Source organism: Acidovorax sp. NPDC077693 (assembly GCF_044542805.1).
Lineage (GTDB): Bacteria > Pseudomonadota > Gammaproteobacteria > Burkholderiales > Burkholderiaceae_C > Acidovorax.
Genome location: NZ_JBITVD010000003.1, coordinates 17,483 through 35,211, shown reverse-complemented (window position 1 = coordinate 35,211; position 17,729 = coordinate 17,483). Strand labels below are relative to the sequence as shown.

The 17,729-nt window shown below is 66.2% G+C and carries 19 protein-coding genes; 5 read left to right on the top strand and 14 right to left on the bottom strand.

Annotated features, from left to right (window positions below; translation table 11 throughout):
• Nucleotides 1–52 precede the first annotated feature (52 nt).
• A complete protein-coding gene (locus tag ACIGHN_RS04180; RefSeq protein ID WP_396503392.1) occupies nucleotides 53–1,222 on the bottom strand; it encodes a M20 family metallopeptidase in 1,170 nt (389 codons plus the stop codon).
• Between the two features lie 102 nt (nucleotides 1,223–1,324).
• Here ACIGHN_RS04180 and ACIGHN_RS04175 point away from each other — a divergent pair, with 102 nt between their 5' ends.
• Nucleotides 1,325–2,245, top strand: a complete 921-nt coding sequence (locus ACIGHN_RS04175; RefSeq protein WP_396503391.1) for a MurR/RpiR family transcriptional regulator — start codon at nucleotides 1,325–1,327, stop codon at nucleotides 2,243–2,245.
• Nucleotides 2,246–2,383: 138 nt separating this feature from the next.
• Here ACIGHN_RS04175 and ACIGHN_RS04170 read toward each other — a convergent pair whose 3' ends face one another.
• The 6 genes from ACIGHN_RS04170 to ACIGHN_RS04145 all read right to left on the bottom strand — a co-directional run bounded on the left by ACIGHN_RS04170 (nucleotide 2,384) and on the right by ACIGHN_RS04145 (nucleotide 7,822).
• Nucleotides 2,384–3,121: an amino acid ABC transporter ATP-binding protein gene (locus ACIGHN_RS04170; protein WP_056416571.1), complete on the bottom strand. Its 738-nt coding sequence runs from the start codon at nucleotides 3,119–3,121 to the stop codon at nucleotides 2,384–2,386.
• Between the two features lie 148 nt (nucleotides 3,122–3,269).
• Nucleotides 3,270–3,935 carry an amino acid ABC transporter permease gene (locus ACIGHN_RS04165; protein WP_056416573.1) on the bottom strand — a complete coding sequence of 222 codons (666 nt, stop codon included), beginning with the start codon at nucleotides 3,933–3,935 and terminating at the stop codon, nucleotides 3,270–3,272.
• Between the two features lies 1 nt (nucleotide 3,936).
• Nucleotides 3,937–4,692 (bottom strand): amino acid ABC transporter permease, encoded by a 756-nt coding sequence (locus ACIGHN_RS04160; RefSeq protein ID WP_056163901.1) that lies wholly within the window; start codon nucleotides 4,690–4,692, stop codon nucleotides 3,937–3,939.
• 109 nt (nucleotides 4,693–4,801) lie between these two features.
• On the bottom strand, nucleotides 4,802–5,701 hold the full coding sequence (locus ACIGHN_RS04155) for an amino acid ABC transporter substrate-binding protein (protein WP_056416576.1): 900 nt from the start codon (nucleotides 5,699–5,701) through the stop codon (nucleotides 4,802–4,804).
• 115 nt (nucleotides 5,702–5,816) lie between these two features.
• A complete protein-coding gene (locus ACIGHN_RS04150) occupies nucleotides 5,817–6,716 on the bottom strand; it encodes an amino acid ABC transporter substrate-binding protein (protein WP_056416578.1) in 900 nt (299 codons plus the stop codon).
• A 173-nt stretch (nucleotides 6,717–6,889) separates the two neighbouring features.
• Nucleotides 6,890–7,822 carry a LysR family transcriptional regulator gene (locus ACIGHN_RS04145; RefSeq protein ID WP_056163913.1) on the bottom strand — a complete coding sequence of 311 codons (933 nt, stop codon included), beginning with the start codon at nucleotides 7,820–7,822 and terminating at the stop codon, nucleotides 6,890–6,892.
• 241 nt (nucleotides 7,823–8,063) lie between these two features.
• Here ACIGHN_RS04145 and ACIGHN_RS04140 point away from each other — a divergent pair, with 241 nt between their 5' ends.
• From ACIGHN_RS04140 to ACIGHN_RS04130, 3 genes are all read left to right on the top strand, one after another.
• The gene (locus tag ACIGHN_RS04140; protein ID WP_396503390.1) at nucleotides 8,064–8,630 is read left to right on the top strand and encodes a TRAP transporter small permease; all 567 of its coding nucleotides are present in this window, start codon (nucleotides 8,064–8,066) and stop codon (nucleotides 8,628–8,630) included.
• The gene (locus tag ACIGHN_RS04135) at nucleotides 8,627–9,925 is read left to right on the top strand and encodes a TRAP transporter large permease (RefSeq protein ID WP_396503389.1); all 1,299 of its coding nucleotides are present in this window, start codon (nucleotides 8,627–8,629) and stop codon (nucleotides 9,923–9,925) included. The genes ACIGHN_RS04140 and ACIGHN_RS04135 overlap by 4 nt, the downstream gene beginning before the upstream one ends.
• 87 nt (nucleotides 9,926–10,012) lie before the next feature.
• Nucleotides 10,013–11,047: a DctP family TRAP transporter solute-binding subunit gene (locus tag ACIGHN_RS04130; RefSeq protein ID WP_396503388.1), complete on the top strand. Its 1,035-nt coding sequence runs from the start codon at nucleotides 10,013–10,015 to the stop codon at nucleotides 11,045–11,047.
• Nucleotides 11,048–11,115: 68 nt separating this feature from the next.
• On the opposite strand, the gene ACIGHN_RS04125 is transcribed toward ACIGHN_RS04130, so the two are convergent.
• From ACIGHN_RS04125 to ACIGHN_RS04105, 5 genes are all read right to left on the bottom strand, one after another.
• Nucleotides 11,116–11,445: a nucleotide pyrophosphohydrolase gene (locus tag ACIGHN_RS04125; RefSeq protein WP_396503387.1), complete on the bottom strand. Its 330-nt coding sequence runs from the start codon at nucleotides 11,443–11,445 to the stop codon at nucleotides 11,116–11,118.
• 79 nt (nucleotides 11,446–11,524) lie between these two features.
• Complete coding sequence (locus ACIGHN_RS04120) at nucleotides 11,525–12,040, bottom strand: GNAT family N-acetyltransferase (RefSeq protein WP_056163925.1); 516 nt, start codon at nucleotides 12,038–12,040, stop codon at nucleotides 11,525–11,527.
• Nucleotides 12,037–12,315 carry a DUF1778 domain-containing protein gene (locus tag ACIGHN_RS04115; RefSeq protein ID WP_056163928.1) on the bottom strand — a complete coding sequence of 93 codons (279 nt, stop codon included), beginning with the start codon at nucleotides 12,313–12,315 and terminating at the stop codon, nucleotides 12,037–12,039. The genes ACIGHN_RS04120 and ACIGHN_RS04115 overlap by 4 nt, the downstream gene beginning before the upstream one ends.
• Nucleotides 12,316–12,462: 147 nt before the next feature.
• Nucleotides 12,463–13,395: a 2-hydroxyacid dehydrogenase gene (locus ACIGHN_RS04110; RefSeq protein WP_396503386.1), complete on the bottom strand. Its 933-nt coding sequence runs from the start codon at nucleotides 13,393–13,395 to the stop codon at nucleotides 12,463–12,465.
• A 189-nt stretch (nucleotides 13,396–13,584) separates the two neighbouring features.
• Nucleotides 13,585–15,417 (bottom strand): ABCB family ABC transporter ATP-binding protein/permease, encoded by a 1,833-nt coding sequence (locus tag ACIGHN_RS04105; RefSeq protein ID WP_396503385.1) that lies wholly within the window; start codon nucleotides 15,415–15,417, stop codon nucleotides 13,585–13,587.
• A gap of 45 nt (nucleotides 15,418–15,462) precedes the next feature.
• On the opposite strand from ACIGHN_RS04105, the gene ACIGHN_RS04100 reads away from it, so the two are divergent.
• Nucleotides 15,463–15,900 carry an acyl-CoA thioesterase gene (locus ACIGHN_RS04100; RefSeq protein ID WP_056416595.1) on the top strand — a complete coding sequence of 146 codons (438 nt, stop codon included), beginning with the start codon at nucleotides 15,463–15,465 and terminating at the stop codon, nucleotides 15,898–15,900.
• A gap of 236 nt (nucleotides 15,901–16,136) precedes the next feature.
• On the opposite strand, the gene ACIGHN_RS04095 is transcribed toward ACIGHN_RS04100, so the two are convergent.
• Both ACIGHN_RS04095 and ACIGHN_RS04090 read right to left on the bottom strand, forming a co-directional pair.
• Nucleotides 16,137–16,715 carry a polymer-forming cytoskeletal protein gene (locus ACIGHN_RS04095; protein WP_396503384.1) on the bottom strand — a complete coding sequence of 193 codons (579 nt, stop codon included), beginning with the start codon at nucleotides 16,713–16,715 and terminating at the stop codon, nucleotides 16,137–16,139.
• A gap of 230 nt (nucleotides 16,716–16,945) precedes the next feature.
• Complete coding sequence (locus tag ACIGHN_RS04090; RefSeq protein WP_396503383.1) at nucleotides 16,946–17,446, bottom strand: thioesterase family protein; 501 nt, start codon at nucleotides 17,444–17,446, stop codon at nucleotides 16,946–16,948.
• Nucleotides 17,447–17,729 lie beyond the last annotated feature (283 nt).

Genomic DNA, 17,729 nt, shown 5'->3' with positions numbered 1-17,729 from the left:
ATCGGCGGACCTGTGCTGACTTGTACGGATAAGCGGATGGGCGCGGAATGGTTCAGGGGTGGTCGAGCACCGCCAGCGCCACGGCCTGCGCGCGCGGCACGAAGGTGGACAGCTCGCAGTACTCGCGCTCGGTGTGCGGGTGGCCGCCCACGGGGCCGGTGCCGCACAGCGTGGGCGCGCCCACCGATGCGGTCAGGCCGCTGTCCGCCGCGCCCCCGGTGAACTCGCCCTGCACCTCGAAGCCCAACGACAGCGCGCCGCGCTGGTACAGCGCCAGCAGCGCGTCGGGCGTGGGCTTCATGGGCAGCGTGCGGCGCGATTCGGTGATGCGGCCCTGGGTGCGCGGCACGGACTCTTCCTCGACGATGGCGCGCACCTTCTGAAGCAGTGCCTCCGGATCGGTGTCGGAGGTGAAGCGCAGGTCCACCTCGGCCTTGGCGTGCGGCGCCACCATGTTGGGCACGATGCCGCCGTGCACCACGCCCACGTTGACGGTGGTGCCCGTGGCGGGGTCGGTCAGTGCATGCAGCGCCAGCGTCTTGCGGGCCAGCGCCTCGATGGCGCTCGCGCCCGCCGCGTGGTTGATGCCGGCGTGGGCGGCGACGCCCTCCACCTCGAACTCCACCACCATCGAGCCCTTGCGGCTCGTCACCAGGTTGCCGCTGACGCGGCCGGGCTCGGCATTGAGCACCGCCTTGACGCCGCGCGCCTGGGCCATGATGCGCTCGCGCGTGACGGGCGAGCCGATCTCCTCGTCGCACGAAAAGAACAGCTGCAGCGGCCCTTTGAGCCCGCCGCAGCGCGCAAACGCCTCGGCCACGAACACGTTCATCACCAGGCCCGACTTCATGTCGGCCACGCCGGGGCCGTAGGCACGGCCATCCTCCACACGAAACGGGCGCCGCGCCACGGTGCCGACAGGAAACACGGTGTCCATGTGGCCCATGAGCACGATGGGCGGGCCGTCGGCGGCGCCGGGAACGTGGGCGTGCAGCAGCACGCCATAGCCCGGCACGGGCTCGAACCGCACGGCCACGCCGGCGGCCTCCAGCCGCTCGCGCAGGGCGATGGCCACCGCTGTCACACCTGGCTCGTCGCGGCTGCCGCTGTCGATGTTCACGACTTTTTGCAACAGATCTTGCATGGCTTGGGATTGGCCAGCCAGCCAGTCCAGAATGCGCTGGCGCACCGCCAAGCCTTGGTTTTCAAGGGTATCCTGCATCTCAATCCTCAGGTTTTGCCCCGGAGTCGGGGCGCGAATCTGGGGTGAAGTGTTGCATGCGGCGTTCGTGTTTGCAATACGTTTTTCACAAAAGAGACATCAATGAAATCATCATTGCAAGCATCCACAGGCCTGCTGACCGAGCGCCTGGCGCGGCAGAGCGCAGAGCTGACCGCCAGCGAACGCGCCCTGGCCGAGGCCCTGGGGCGCGACTACCCGCACGCGCTGCTCGAGTCGGCCACAGCCCTGGCCGCGCGCAATGGCACCAGCGCGTCGACCGTGGTGCGGCTGTTCGCCAAGCTGGGCTACGCGAGCTATGCCGAGGCCCAGCGCGAGGCGCGCGGCGAAGTCACCGCCCTGCTGCAGACGGCCGGCCAGCGCGCCCCGGTGACCATCGGCACCGAGCGCAGCCTGCCGCAGTGCGTGGACGATGCTTTGCTGCACGACCAGCACAACATCACCGCCACCCGCGACAGCCTGGACATGGCGGCTTTCGAAGCGATGGCCCGGCGCATCGCCCAGACCGAGGGGCGGATCTTCGTGCTGGCGCAGATCAACAGCGCCCCCGTGGCCGCGTGGCTGGCGCTGCACCTGAACATGTGCCGCCCGGGCGTGCACGAACTGGGTGCCGGTGCGGTGGCCGCCACCGACCAGCTGCTGTGGGTGCAGCCCGAGGACACGCTGCTCGTCTTCAGCATCCGCCGCTACGCCAGCGGGCCGGTGAAGGTGGCCCAGCGCTTTCGCGACGCGGGCGCGCAGGTGCTGGCCATCACCGACAGCCCGGCCGCCCCGCTGGCGGCGCTGGCGCGGCACCTCGTGCAGGTGCGCACGTCCAACGCATCGCCGTTTGATTCATACACCGCCGCGTTCTTCGTCTGCAATGCCCTGGTCTCGGCCGTCGCGCAGCTTCGGCATGCCCAGGTGTCCGAGGCGCTCAAGCGCAGGGACACGCTGTGGAAGGATGTGGAGGACCAGCAGCTCATCGTGGCCGAGCAGCCGGTGCGCAGGACATCACGCAAGTAGCGGGAAAGCGCAAGCGCGCGGCGCGCCCACTGCCGTTGGCGGACAGGTGCGGCGCTCAAAACAAAGGCGCCCGAAGGCGCCTTTGTGGAATCCACCGCATCGCACCCGAAGGGCTGCGATGCAATGCGGGCGCACCGGTCAGTGCGCCAGGATCTTGTTGAGGAAGTCCTTCGTGCGGGGCTGGCGGGCGTCCGGGTTGTTGAAGAAGTCGTCCTTGGAGCAGTCCTCCAGGATCTTGCCGCCCACGTCCATGAAGATCACGCGGTTGCTCACCTTGCGGGCGAAGCCCATCTCGTGGGTCACGCACATCATGGTCATGCCTTCGTTGGCCAGGCCCACCATCACGTCCAGCACTTCGCCGACCATTTCGGGGTCGAGCGCGGACGTGGGTTCGTCGAACAGCATCACGATGGGGTCCATCGACAGCGCACGGGCAATGGCCACGCGCTGCTGCTGGCCGCCCGACAGCTGGCCCGGAAACTTGTCCTTGTGTGCCATCAGGCCCACGCGTTCAAGCATCTTGAGGCCACGCTTCTTGGCGTCGTCCGCACTGCGGCCCAGCACCTTGACCTGCGCGATCGTCAGGTTCTCCGTCACCGACAGGTGGGGGAACAGCTCGAAATGCTGGAACACCATGCCCACGCGGCTGCGCAGCTTGGGCAGGTCCGTCTTGGGGTCGTGCAGGCGGATGCCATCGACCGTGATCTCGCCCTTCTGGAAGGGCTCCAGCGCGTTGATGGTCTTGATCAGCGTGGACTTGCCCGAGCCCGACGGGCCGCACACCACCACCACCTCACCCTTGTTGATGGTGGCCGAGCATTCGTTGAGCACCTGCACGGGGCCATACCACTTGGATACGTTCTTGAGTTCGATCATTTCTTTCTCCAATCTCTTCTCTCGTCACTGGTTCAGGGCGCCGCGCATGGGGCCGATCCGGCCCCATGCGACGATGCCGTGGAACTGGCTTTGCCAGCCCACTGGCGTCGTCCCGCTCGGGGGAAGGCGCCGAAGGCGACTCAGGGGGCTACCGAATAATGGCGATCTTCTTGTGCAGGCGCTTGACCATCCAGGACAGCGCGTAGCACATCACAAAGTACAGGACGGCAGCCGCCAGGTAAGCCTCGATGGGGCGGCCGAAGTTCTTGCCGGCCACTTCGAAGCCCTTGAGCATGTCGTAAGCACCGATGGCGTAGACCAGCGACGTGTCCTGGAACAGGATGATGGTCTGCGTGAGCAGCACCGGCAGCATGTTGCGGAACGCCTGCGGCAGCACCACGAGCTTCATGTTCTGGCCATACGTCATGCCCAGCGCCTGGCCGGCATGCACCTGGCCGCGCGGGATGGACTGGATGCCCGCCCGCATGATCTCGCTGAAGTACGCGGCCTCGAAGGCGATGAAGGTGATGATGGCCGACACCTCGGCGCCGATGGGCCGTCCGATGATGGCAGGCACCAAGAGGAAGAACCACAGGATCACCATCACCAGCGGAATGGAGCGCATGCCGTTGACGTAGATGGTGGCGGGCACATCCAGCCACTTCTTGCCCGACAGGCGCATCAGCGCCAGCAGGGTCCCGAAGAACACGCCACCGACGGTGGCGACAGCCGTGAGCAACAGGCTGAAGTACAGCCCCTTGAGCACGAAGTTGGAGATCAGGTCCCAGTTATAGAAGGAAAGGTCGAGATTCATATCAGTGACCTCCGCCGCCGCTGGCCACGACCATGCCGGGGATGCGCACGCGTTTTTCGATGAACGCCATGATCCGGTTGATCGCGAATGCCGACATGACGTAGAGCGCCGTCACAGCCAGGTACACCTCGATGCCGCGCGAAGTCTCTTCCTGCGCCTGCATGGCGAACATCGTGAGTTCGGCCACCGACACGGCGAACGCCACCGACGAGTTCTTGAAGATGTTCATCGTCTCGCTGGTGAGCGGCGGGATGATGATGCGAAACGCCATGGGCAGCAGCACATAGCGGTAGGTCTGGAAGGTGGTGAAGCCCACCGCCATGCCCGCATAGCGCTGGCCGCGCGGCAGTGTCTGGATGCCCGAACGCACTTGTTCGGCGATACGCGCCGAGGTGAAGAAGCCCAGGGCCAGCACCACGAGTGCGAAGCCGGGAACGCCTCGGAGCACCGGGAACAGGCTCGGCAGGACGTGGTACCAGAGGAAGATCTGGACCAGCAGCGGAATATTGCGAAACAGCTCGACCCAGGCATTGCCCAGCCGAACGATCATCGGCCGGTCCTGCAAGGTCCGCAGCGTGCCGATGAAAGAACCCAACACAAGCGCCAGCACCAGGGCCAGCAACGAAACAGACACCGTCCAGCCCCAGGCCGACAGCATCCAGTCCAGGTACGTGATGTCGCCGCCTTTGCCAAAGCAGCTTTGCACGACTTCCCTGTCCATGGTGTCCTGGCAGAACACCTGCCAATCCCAACTCATAGGAGCACCCCTTTAATTCTTGGAAAGGCGTTGGGCTGACCCGCAGGCGCAGCCCAACAAAAAAGCCCCCTCGAACCGGTTGGCCGAAGGGGCACAAGCTCAGCGAAGATTACTTCTTGGCGTAGTCTTCCATGGGCTTGTCGTTAGGCGATGCCCAGGCAGCCTTGGTAGCATCCGACATCGGCAGGCCGATCTTGGTGTTGGTCGGTGGCACGGGTTGCATGAACCACTTGTCGTACAGCTTGGCCAGCGAGCCGTCGGCGATCTGGCGCTTGATGGAGTCGTCCACAGCCTTCTTGAAGGCGGCGTCGTCCTTGCGCAGCATGCAGGCGATGGGTTCCACCGACAGCACTTCGCCAACGATCTTGTAGTCGGCAGGGTTCTTGGACTTGGAGATGTTGGCAGCCAGGATCGAGCCGTCCATCACGAAGGCGTCGGCACGGCCGGTTTCCAGCATCAGGAAGCTGTCGGCGTGGTCCTTGCCGAAGACTTCCTTGAAGTCGATGCCGCCAGCGCGCTCATGCTTGCGCAGGGTCTGCACCGAAGTGGTGCCCGTGGTCGTAGCCACGGTCTTGCCAGCCAGGTCCTTGATCGAGGCGATGCCGGAGTTGGCCTTCACCACGGTGCGCACTTCTTCCACGTAGGTGGTCACGGCGAACGCCACGTCCTTCTGGCGGGCGGCGTTGTTGGTGGTGGAGCCGCACTCCAGGTCCACGGTACCGTTGGTCACCAGGGGGATGCGGTTTTGCGAGGTCACGGGCTGGTACTTGATGTCCAGCTTGGGCAGGCCCAGTTGCTTTTGAACGTCGTGCAGGACGATTTCACCCATTTCCGTGTGAAAGCCGACGTACTTGCCGTTGCCCAGGGTGTAGGAAAGACCCGAAGACTCCCGCACGCCGAGCGTCACGCTGCCCGAGGCCTTGATCTTGGCCAGGGTATCCGTGGCTTGCGCAAAGGCGCTACCTGCAGCGAGGGCGGTCACAGCAACCGCGAGCAAATGCTTCTTCATGAGAATCTCCTTGTATGTGAAGCGAAAGGACAGAGGGGAATTTTAGGGCTCCGCACAGGCCGGGGTGGCCGGCAGGCAGAGCATTCCGGAAAGGGTACTCAACCAGGATTGTTAGTCAGAACGGAACCTGGTCAGTAGGGTATTTCCAGAAGTCCCGCAGCAAATAGCTGACGGGAAGGTTCAGCACCGTGCCGGTCGGGGGGATCGGCTTGTTGAACCACTTGTCATAAACGGGGTAGATGTCGCGGCTGGTGATCATGCGGCGCATTTCCTCATCCACCAGCTTCTTGAATTCGGGGTCGTTCTTGGGCAGCATGATCGCCAGGGGTTCGGTGGTCATGAACCGGCCCACCACCTTGAGCGCCTTGGGGTCCGGCCGGCCCGCGGCCAAGCCGTACAGCAGCACGTCGTCCATCACGAAGGCATCGGCCTCGCCCTTTTCGACCATGTCCACCGCCTTGGCGTGGTCGGGCGCCTCCACGATGGTGATACCCATCAGGCGCTCCCGGTTGGCCTGGTCGGCGGCCTTGAGCGGCGTGGTGCCCTTGGTGGACACCAGCTTCTTGCCGTTGAGGTCTTCCACCTTGTCGATCGGGCTCATGGCCTTGACCAGCAGGCGCGCACCGGTGATGAAATGGGGGATGGTGAACGCCACTTTCTGGCGCCGCTCGGCGTTGTTGGTGGTGGAGCCGCACTCCATGTCCGCCTTGCCTTCTTCGATCATCGCGATGCGGTTGGCGGACGTGACGGCCACGAACTCCACTTCCATGTCCTTCTTGCCGGTCTTCTTGCGCACCACATCGGCCAGGCGCAGGCACAGGTCCACCGCATAGCCCACGGGCTTGCCGGTCTTGGAATCCACGTACGAGAAGGGGACGGACGAGTCGCGGTGGGCGATCACCAGCTTGCCGCCGGCGCTGATCCGCTCCAGGACGGTGGCAGCCTGCACGGGCAGCGCCAGCGCGCAGCACAGGCCTGCAAGGCCTGCGGCGAATCCCCATTGCTGTACTTTCATGCGATGCCCCGTTGAGTGAATGAACCGGATCTGCAATCTTCGTGCCATCTAGCGCTTGACACGTTCTGCAGTGCCCGACCCAGCGATGGCGCGAACTGTACGTGTCGTTACCATGAAACTCCAATGCCGTTTGCGGGCGCAACTATGCAAAGTGTTTATATCCGTAGTTACCCTTAGCATGACCCTGCCTGCGCCTGGAGGTAGGTCCACAGCGCCTGGGCCGTGCTCTTGGGCGCCTCTTTGCCGCCCGGCTTTTCGCGGTAGGCCCGCACGTCCATGGTCATCTGCAGGCCGTCGGTGTCCGGCGGGGCCGCGCTCACCAGGCGCCGGGCGCGCAGTTCCTTCTTCACCGCGCTGTGCGGCAGGAAGGCCACGCCGTGGCCTTCGAGCGCCATGGCCTTGAGGCCCTCGGCCATGTCGGTCTCGTACACGCGGTCCAGATGGATGGGGGTGCCGGACTCCTTGAGGATGAGTTCCGTCACCCGCCCCAGGTAGGCACCGGGCGCGTAGCCCAGGTACGGCAGGGGCTGGCCCGAGCGGCCCGGCAGGCGGTGCAGCGGCTGGCCGTCGGCATCGGCCTTGCTGTAGGGGGAGATCACCTCCTGGCCCAGGCTGACCATCTCGTAGCGGTCGGCATCGAGCTGAAACGGCTGCGACGGGTGGTGGTAGGCGATCAGCAGGTCGCAGCCACCCTCCACCAGGCGCATGACGGCGTCGTGCACGTTCAGCGCGATGAGCCGGCTCTTGAACGGGCCGAACTTGTCGGCCAGGCTCGATACCCAGGCGGGGAAGAACGTGAACGCCAGAGTGTGCGGCACCGCGAACTCGATCATGTCCTTGCCGGCACTGGTGTGCGCCCGCAGCATGGCCCGGGTGTTCTGCAGGGCCTGCAGCATTTCCAGCGCCTGGTCGTACAGGGTCTTGCCGGCCGGCGTCAGGCGGGTGGGGTAGGAACTGCGGTCCACCAGATCGGTGCCTGCCCAGGCCTCCAGCGCCTGGATGCGCCGCGAAAAGGCGGGCTGCGTTACATGCCGGAGCTGGGCGGAGCGGCTGAAGCTGCGCGTTTCCGCAAGACTGACGAAATCTTCAAGCCACTTGGTTTCCATCGGCACATTATCGGCGCGGGGCCCGGCCAGCGCAGTGCGGGGATATGAGGGTTTACCTAGCGCTTACCGCGCGCACCATTGGTGTGCACACTTAGCAACACATCGCATAATACCGAGCAGCGCCCACCGCGCCTGTTTGCCCTCGGGGCATGCCGCCAGCCCCTGGTGCACAACACTGCCGGGCAGAGCCATCGACCAGCATTCGCCTGTTTGTTCTCCTCCACCCCTGCTCCCCGCTCCAATGTCCTCCTCTTTTCCTTCGGGGGCCAAGGCCCCCGACGCGGCACCCGTGGCTGCCGAGAGCCCCGAATCCGAGCCGCGCTCCCTGCGGCTGGAAGACTGGCTCACCGTCATCGTGATGGCGGCGCTGGCGCTCATCACCTTCGCCAACGTGCTGGTGCGCTACTTCACCAATTCGTCCTTTGCCTGGACGGAAGAGATCTCGGTCTTTCTGATGATCGTGCTGGCCCTGGTGGCCGGCTCGGCTGCGGTGGCGCGTGACCAGCACATCCGCATCGAGTACTTCGCAGAAGGCGGCTCGGCAATGCGCAGCAAGCGCCTGGCCCAGCTGGGCGCCATCTGCGTGGCCGTGCTGTTCGGGCTGATCGCGGTGTTGAGCGTGCGCGTGGTGTGGGACGACTACCGCTTTGGCGAGACCTCGCCCGGCATCGGCGTTCCGCAGTGGTGGTATTCCATCTGGCTGCCGGTGCTCTCCACGCTGATCGCGGCCCGCGCCGTGGGCCTGCTGGTGCGCCGCAACCGCGAAGCGCGCCGTTCCGACGCCGCCGCCCAGGACGCCCAGCCATGATCGCCACGCTCCTGTTCGTGGCCTTTCTGGGCCTGATGTTCGTGGGCGTGCCGATTGGCGCCGCCCTGGGCCTGGCAGGCGCCGCCGCCATCGCCCTGGCCAATGCCGACAGCCAGTGGTTCGGCCTGCTGGCCGTGCCGCAGAACTTCTACGCGGGCCTGGGCAAGTACCCACTGCTGGCCATCCCGATGTTCGTGCTGGTGGGCTCCATCTTCGACCGCTCGGGCGTGGCGCTGCGCCTCGTGAACTTCGCCGTGGCCATCGTCGGGCGCGGTCCGGGCATGCTGCCGCTGGTGGCCATTGCCGTGGCCATGTTCCTCGGGGGCATCTCGGGCTCGGGCCCGGCCAACGCCGCCGCCGTGGGCGGCGTGATGATCGCCGCCATGTCGCGCGCGGGCTACCCGCCCTCGTTTTCGGCCAGCGTGGTGGGGGCTGCAGCCGCCACCGACATCCTGATCCCGCCCTCGGTCGCGTTCATCATCTACTCGGTGCTGGTGCCGGGCGCCTCGGTGCCGGCGCTGTTCGCAGCCGGCATGATCCCCGGCATCCTGGCCGGTATCGCACTCATCGTGCCGGCCGTGTGGATGGCCCGCAAGCACAAGATGGGCGCGCTGGAGGCCACGATGCCCCGCCCCCCGTTCTGGAAGAGCCTGCGCGAGGCCACCTGGGGCCTGGCCGCACCGGTGCTGATCCTGGGCGGCATGCGCGCCGGCTGGTTCACGCCCACCGAGGCCGCCGTGGTGGCCGTGTTCTACGGCCTGTTCGTGGGCATGGTGATCCACCGCACGATCAAGGTGCGCGACCTGTTCCCCATCCTGCGCGAATCGGGCGAGCTGTCGGCGGTGATCCTCATCGTGGTGTCGCTGGCGGGCATCTTTGCGTATTCGCTGTCCACGCTGGGCGTGATCGACCCGGTGGCCAACGCCATCGTGAACTCGGGCCTGGGCGAGTACGGCGTGCTGGCGCTGCTCATCGTGCTGCTGATCACCGTGGGCATGTTCCTCGACGGCATCTCGATCTTCTTGATCTTCGTGCCGCTGCTCTTGCCCATCATGCAGTTCTACAAGTGGGACCCGGTCTGGTTCGGCGTGATCCTGACCCTGAAGGTGGCCCTGGGCCAGTTCACCCCGCCGCTGGCGGTGAACCTCATGGTCTCGTGCCGCATCGCGGGCGTGCGCATGGAGTCGACCGTGCGCTGGGTGGGCTGGATGCTGCTCGCCATGTTCCTCGTGATGGTGCTGGTGATCGCCTTCCCGCAGCTGGCGCTGTGGCTGCCCGCCAAGCTGGGCTACTGACCGACTGACCGACTGACCGCCGTACCGACGCATTGCATTGACTGACTGACGCATTGACCCATCGATTTCTACAAGGAGACTGACACCATGAAACTGCGCACCTTCCTGACCTCGGCCGTGGCCGCCGCAGCGGCCCTGGCCTTCACGGCCCCTGCCGCCATCGCACAGACCGCCTACAAGAGCGAGTACCGTATGTCGCTGGTGCTGGGCACCGCCTTCCCCTGGGGCAAGGGCGGCGAACTGTGGGCCAACAAGGTCCGCGAGCGCACCAGCGGCCGCATCAACATCAAGCTGTACCCCGGCGTCTCGCTGATCCAGGGCGACCAGACGCGCGAATTCTCCGCACTGCGCCAGGGCGTGATCGACATGGCCGTGGGCTCCACCATCAACTGGTCGCCCCAGGTCAAGCAACTGAACCTGTTCTCGCTGCCCTTCCTGTTCCCCGACTACGCAGCGGTGGACGCGGTGACGCAGGGCGACGTGGGCAAGCAGATCTTCGCGACGCTGGACAAGGCCGGCGTGGTGCCGCTCGCCTGGGGCGAGAACGGCTACCGCGAAATCTCCAACTCCAAGAAGGCCATCAAGACGCCCGAGGACCTGAAGGGCCTGAAGATCCGCGTGGTGGGCTCGCCCCTGTTCCTGGACACCTTCACCGCGCTGGGCGCCAACCCTACGCAAATGAGCTGGGCCGACGCACAGCCCGCCTTTGCCAGCGGCGCCGTGGACGGCCAGGAGAACCCCATCGCCGTCTACATGGCCGCCAAGCTGCACACCGTGGCGCAAAAACACGTGACGATGTGGGGCTACGTGAACGACCCGCTGATCTTCGTGGTCAACAAGGACATCTGGGCCTCCTGGACCCCTGCCGACCGCGAAATCGTCAAGCAGGCCGCCATCGACGCCGGCAAGGAAGAGATCGCCATCGCACGCAAGGGCATGGTCGAGGCCGACAAGCCCCTGCTCAAGGACATCGCCGCCAACGGCGTGACCGTGACGCAGCTCTCCGCCGCCGAGCGCGCCGCGTTCGTGAAGGTCACACGCCCGGTGTACGACAAGTGGAAGGGCCAGATCGGCGCCGACCTGGTGACGGCTGCCGAGAAGGCGATTGCGGCGCGCAAATAAGCTGACGCTATCAAAAAAGGAGCTGCTGGCGCTTGTCTATCAAGCGGTAGCAGCTCTTTTTTCGTGTGTCACAGGTTGGGGGCTTTGGGTGGAGGGTGTTTCACCGCGTTCTTCACCAGCTTGCGCTCCACCGCAGCGTGCAGGTCCACGCCCGCGTGGTCGGCGATCTGCAGCAGGTACAGCAGCACGTCGGCCACCTCGTCGGCGATGGGCTCCGTGAGCGCCGGGTCGTCGCGCGCGGCCAGGGACTGCTCTGGCGTCATCCACTGGAAGATCTCGGCCAGCTCGGCCGCCTCCACCATCAGCGCCATCGACAGGTTCTTGGGTGTGTGGAACGGCTGCCAGTTGCGCTCGGCAGCGAACTCTCGCAACCGGGTTTGCAGGGCTTTCAGGTCCATGGTGCTTCTCTCTTCCAGCTCATTGGCTGACTTTTCATCGCCATCAAGGCTGGCTGCATCTGCTGCTGATTGCTCGCCCTCATGCAGCACCATCCGCAGCCGCCACCGATGCCGCGATGTCCGCCATGGACCGAAACAGCACCAGCGGGTCGTCGCGTGAAGCGATGAAGCCCCGCCGCGTCCAGAATGCGGCGGCACCCTCATCCACAGCGTGAACGACCAGAGCACGGCCACCGATGAGCTGGGCCGCTGCCACGCTGCGCTGCAAGGCATGCTTGACCAAGCCTGTACCCACACCCTGCCCGGCCCAGCGGCTGTCGGTGGCCAGTTGCCCCAATAGCAGGCAGGGCACCGGATCGGGCGGCTGGCCGGTGCGGACGGAGCGCGGCAGTTGCACGGGCAGCACCGCCGTGGGCGACAGGCCGTAAAAACCCACCACGCGGCCCTGCACATGCACGACGACCACGGCCGTGAAGCCCTTTTGCTGGTTGGACAGCGCGCGGGTGTGCAGCCAGCGGTCGAGCGCGGGGTGGCCGCACGAGAACGACGACACCTCGTGCTGGGCCGTCAGGGCCTGCGGCCCTTCGATCTTCACGGGGTGCGTTCCCAGGGCGCGGTGCGCTGCAGCGTCTGCACCATCTCCGGCACGGGCGTACCGGGCTCGGCGAGCACGGACAGAAAGGCCTCGAAGCCCTCGGGACTCATGCGGATGGGCAGGGCTTCGAGCAACGCTTCTTCCGCAGCCCGCACGGCGGCATCGCGCATGAACTCGGTGCGCGACCGACCGCGCAGCGCGGCGGCGCGGTCGATGATGGCCAGGTCGCCGGTGGCCAGGCGCAACGACAGGGGATGAACGGTGAGGGCAGTCATGCGCACATTGTAGCCATGTAGCGCAAATAGCACTACAGAGCAACACCACGTCTACAACCCTGTTACCGCCACGCCAATTCACTAGCCGCTGGCACTTGTTGCCCAGGTGCGTAGTGAATCACGGCCAGATATCCATCTGGCCGTGATTCAGATCGGAGACACCGGCGCCTCGCCCGCCAGGTGCCGGCGCGCGTTCTCCAGGAAGCGGTCCACCGACGCCTGCACCGCCTCGGGCGACCAGCCGGCGACGTGGGGGGTGAGCACCACGGTGTCCAGGCCGGTCAGTTCGGCCGGCGGCGCAGGCTCGCTCTCGTACACGTCCAGGCCCGCGCCTGCGATGGTGCCATCGCGCAGCGCCTGAGCCAGCGCGGCGGTGTCGATGACGCTGCCGCGCGCGATGTTGACCACATGGCCGCCCGGGCCCAAAGCCCGCAGCACCTGCGCATCGACCAGATGCTGCGTGCCCGCGCCGCCGGGCGTGGCCACGATCAGAAAATCCGCCCACCCGGCGAGCGCCGCCACGTCGGCGAAGTAACGGTAGGCCACATCGCTGCGCGCACTGCGGTTGTGGTAGCCCACCTCCATCTCGAAGCCCAGCGCGCGCTGGGCGATCTTCTTGCCGATGGTGCCCAGGCCGATGATGCCCAGCCGCTTGTGCGACACGTTGGGCGGCAGCGGCAGCGCCGTGCGCCACACGCCCTGGCGCGTGAGGCCGTCCAGCTTGGGGATGCCACGCACGGTGGCGATCAGCAGCCCGAACGCATGGTCGGCCACGCAGTCGTCATTGGTGCCCGCGCCGTTGGCCACCACGATGCCACGCGCCTTGGCATGCGCCACCGCGATGTTCTCGTAGCCCGCGCCCAGCGCGCAGATCAGCGACACCTGCGGCAGCGCATCGATCTGCGCCGCCGACAGGCCCGTGGCGCCGATGGTCAGCACCACCGTGATGCGCGCGCCATGCCCGGCTATCGCCGCCGCAGCCTGCGCCGCGTCAGGCGCATAGATCACCTCGAACGACTGCGCCATCTGGGCGCGGTGTTCTTCGGACAGGAACATGAGGGCAAGCAGGACAGGTTTCATGGGAGCGGATGGAACAGGATGAACGAGGAACAGAAAACGACGGAGCAAAACAAGGGCTGCCACAGAGGCAGGCGACGGTCAGTCACCCCACCGACGCATGCCACGAGCGCGGCCCCACCAGCGCCACCGTGGAACCGGCTCTGCCGGGCCACCGGTGGCGTCCCCCTCTGGGGGATAGCGCGAAGCGCTTCAGGGGGAGCTCTCATTCTGCAGCGCCCACATGCTCGAATACCGCCCGCGCTGCGACAGCAGCTGCGCATGCGTGCCGCGCTCGATGATGCGGCCCGACTCCATGACCAGGATCTCGTGCGCGTCCACCACGGTGGACAGGCGGTGCGCGATCACCAGCGTGGTCTTGTTCTGCGCCACGCTCTGCAGTTCGGCCTGGATGGCGCGCTCGTTGGCCGAGTCCAGCGCCGAGGTGGCCTCGTCGAAGATGAGGATGGGCGGGTTCTTGAGCAGCGTGCGCGCGATGGCCACGCGCTGCTTTTCGCCACCCGACAGCTTGAGCCCGCGCTCGCCCACCATGGTGCCGTAGCCCTTGGGCGCGCTGGCGATGAAGTCGTGGATGCGCGCCGAGCGGGCCGCGGCCTCCACCTCGTCCTGTGTGGAGCCCGGGCGGCCATAGGCGATGTTGTAGGCCACGGTGTCGTTGAAGAGCACGGTGTCCTGCGGCACGATGCCGATGGCCTGGCGCACGCTGGCCTGTGTCACGCCGCGGATCTCCTGGCCGGCGATGGTGATGCGGCCCTGCTGGATGTCGTAGAAGCGGAACAGCAGCCGCGCCAGCGTGCTCTTGCCCGAGCCCGACGGCCCCACCACCGCCACCGTCTTGCCGGCCGGGATCTCGAAACTCACGCCGTGCAGGATGGTGCGGCCGCCCTGGGGGTCGTAGGCGAAGTGCACGTCCTCGAAGCGCACCGTGGGCTGGTCCAGCCCTGCCAGGGGCTGCGCGCCGGGGGCATCGGCCACCTCGCGCTCGCGGTCGAGCAAGGTGAACATCTTGTCCAGGTCGGTCAGGTTCTGCTTGATCTCGCGGTAGATCACGCCCAGGAAGTTGAGCGGGATGTACAGCTGGATCATGTAGGCGTTGACCATGACCAGGTCGCCCAGCGTCATGGTGCCCGCCGCCACGCCCTGCGTGGCACGCCACAGCATGGCCACCAGGCCCACCGCGATGATGAGCTGCTGGCCGGTGTTGAGCAGCGACAGCGTGAACTGCGCCTTGATGCGCGATCGGCGGTAGCGGTCCAGGCTCTCGTCGTAGCGCCGCGCCTCGAAGCCCTCGTTGTTGAAGTACTTGACCGTCTCGTAGTTCAGCAGCGAATCCACCGCCTTGGTGTGTGCGGCCGAATCGAGCTCGTTGGCCTCGCGCCGGTACTTGGTGCGCCACTCGGTCACCGTCACGGTGAACAGGATGTACAGGCCCAGCGCGCACAGCGTGATCCAGGCGAACCAGGCGTCGAACTTCACGGCCAGGATGGTGAGCACCAGCACCACCTCGATCAGCGTGGGCACGATGCTGTAGAGCGAGTACGAGATCAGCGACTCGATGCCCTTCACGCCGCGCTCGATGTCGCGCGTCATGCCACCGGTCTGCCGCTCCAGGTGAAAACGCAGGCTCAGCGCATGCAGGTGCTCGAACGTGGCCAGCGCAATGCTGCGCGTGGCGCCCTGCGTGGCGCGCGAGAACACCAGTTCGCGCAGCTCGGTGAACAGCGAGGTGGACAGGCGCAGCAGCCCGTAGGCCACCAGCAGGCCCACCGGCACCACCAGCACCGCCGTGGGGTCGCCGGGCTTGATGCTCATCGCATCGACCAGGTTCTTGAGCAACAGCGGCACGCTCACGTTGGCCACCTTGGCCCCCACCATGAACAGCAGGGCCGCGAGCACGCGCCACTTGTACTGCCACAGGTAGGGGAACAGGCGGGAGAGCGTGGACCAGTCGGACTGCGTGGAGGCCGCTGCGGCGGCGCCCGGGGGCGTGGGGAGAGGGGAGGTGGATTCGCCGGTGCGGCGCATGGGGGACAATTCCGGTTGTTTTTTTATCTATCCGGGATTTTGCCCATGTCTGCCATCTTCAGCCCACCACCCGCCGCATTGCCCACAGACAAGGAGCTGGTGCTCAAGGTCATCCCCATGCCCGCGGACTGCAACGCCAACGGCGACATCTTCGGCGGCTGGGTGATGGCGCAGGTGGATCTGGCGGGCTCCGTGCTGCCCGCGCGCTACGTGCAGGGCCGCATGGCCACGGTGGCGGTCAACGAATTCATCTTCAAGCAGCCCGTGCGGGTGGGCGACATCCTGTCGTTCTGCTCGGCCATCACGCGCGTGGGCAACACCTCGATCACGGTCGAGGTGGAGGTGTATGCCGAGCGTTTTGCCGAACAGGGCCGGTATGTGAAGGTGACCGAGGCCCGCCTGACCTACGTGGCCATCGACGAACAAGGCCGCCCGCGGTCCGTGCCCAAGCTCACGCAGCCGCCTGCGGCAGCGGAGCAATAGCCACACGGATGCTACTGGGGCAGCGCTGGGTCATCGCAGCGCTGGGGCACCACCGGGGCCGGCACCTGGCAACCCTGCGCATCGGGCCCCCAGGCGCGCGGCGCAGGGGCACAGGCGCCAATCAACAAGCACCCGTTGCGATGAACGCCAGCCCGTTGGCTGGGCCATCGCGGGTGCCTGGATGGGTGGTTGCCTTGCGGCAGAGGGACGCCGACGCCGCCAAGGCGGCGCAGCGATCAGGCCGCCATGGCAGTGGGCTCAGCCCGCAGGGGCGCGGATGCCGTGCGCTGCGCGCTCGACGGCGATGATGCGCCGCTGGCAAAACCGGCTTCGATCTCGCCCGCCAGCTGGCCGCCCTCTTCCACCACGAGCTTGCCGTAGCGGATCTTGCCGTTGACCTTGCCCGTGCTGTAGATCACGAGCTTCTGGCGCACGGTCAACGTGCCGTTGAACTCGCCATGGATCTCGGCGATGTCGATCTCGGCCGAGCCGCGAAAGGCGCCGTTCTCGGAGATCTGGATCACGCGCGAATCCATGGTGGCCTCGACCGTGCCTTCGACCACGAGCGTGTCGCAATCGGTGATCTCCACGCCCTTGAGCTTAATGTTGGGGCCCACCGTGAGCTTGCTGCCCGTGGTGTCGGTGGGCGACTTGGCCGCAGAGCCCGACAGCGCCTGCGCATTGAGCCCGCTGGTCGCCGCCGTGCCCGTCAGGCCGGCGGAGGTAGAGGGGGTCGGTGTGGAAGTGGTGGCGCTGTGGCGGGGTTGGAACGATTCGGGTTCACGCTTGCCAAAGAAGGGGTTTTGCACGGCCATCAGATCTCCTTGAAAAGAAGTCATCGTAGGGACCGTGTGTAGGGAAAGATGCCTTCGTTACGCAAGAACGGTAACCAAACGGTTCTCTCGTTGCATGCACTTGCAAGGCTTGCGGGATCACACATTCGGCGGTGAACGCTGCGCCGGGTTGAACTGCAGACATTGCAGCGCTGGAGCCAAGCCACCCGATCGCGCCCTGCCCCTGCCCCTGCTGGCGAGCGCGCAGCCCGCTACGACACGATGTACGCAGCCGCTCCCGCCGACATGATCTCGCCGTCCGGCCCCAGGAATTCCATGCGGGTGCTGGCCACGCGCGAGCCCAGGCGCAGCACGTTGGCGCGCAGCTCGAAATGGCTGCCGATGCCCGGGCGCAGGTAGTCGATGCGCAGGTCGATGGTGCCCAGCTTGGCAAAGCGGTGCAGGCGCTGCTCCGGCGGCTCGTCCATGTGCTTGGCACCGATGGCGGCCATCACGGCCAGGCCGCCCATCGCATCCAGGCCCGCACTGATCACGCCGCCGTGGATGCGGTTGTACGCGTAGTGCCCCACCAGCTCGGGCTTCATGTCGATGCGGCCGGTCACGCCGTCGGGCCTGAGGCTCGTGACCTTCAGGCCCAGCACCTGGTTGAACACGATCTTCTCTTCGAAGATGGCCTTGAGCCCGGTGATGAACTCCGGCTCGAACGCGCGCGGCTCGGCGGCAGAGGGCGTGGTGTGGTTGGTCTTGCTCATGCGGTTCCTGTTCGGCTCCTGTGCGGTGGCGCCAGCGCTTCGTGAAGAGGCCTGCACCGTGGATGCTACTATTTTCATAGCTTACAGCGCTTGGTGATAAAGCGGTAGCGGCTATTTTTTCTTAAAGAACTCTCTCTGCGGTACGCCCGCCCCCGTCCTGCAGCGATCGAGCAGGACGGATCGCAACGTTGCGCGCAGCTGAGCGAAGCCGCTTCATGTCACCCACGCGACACGGCACTCCATGAGCGCGCGAGCGATCCCGAGGCCCGCGCCGGTGCGCCAC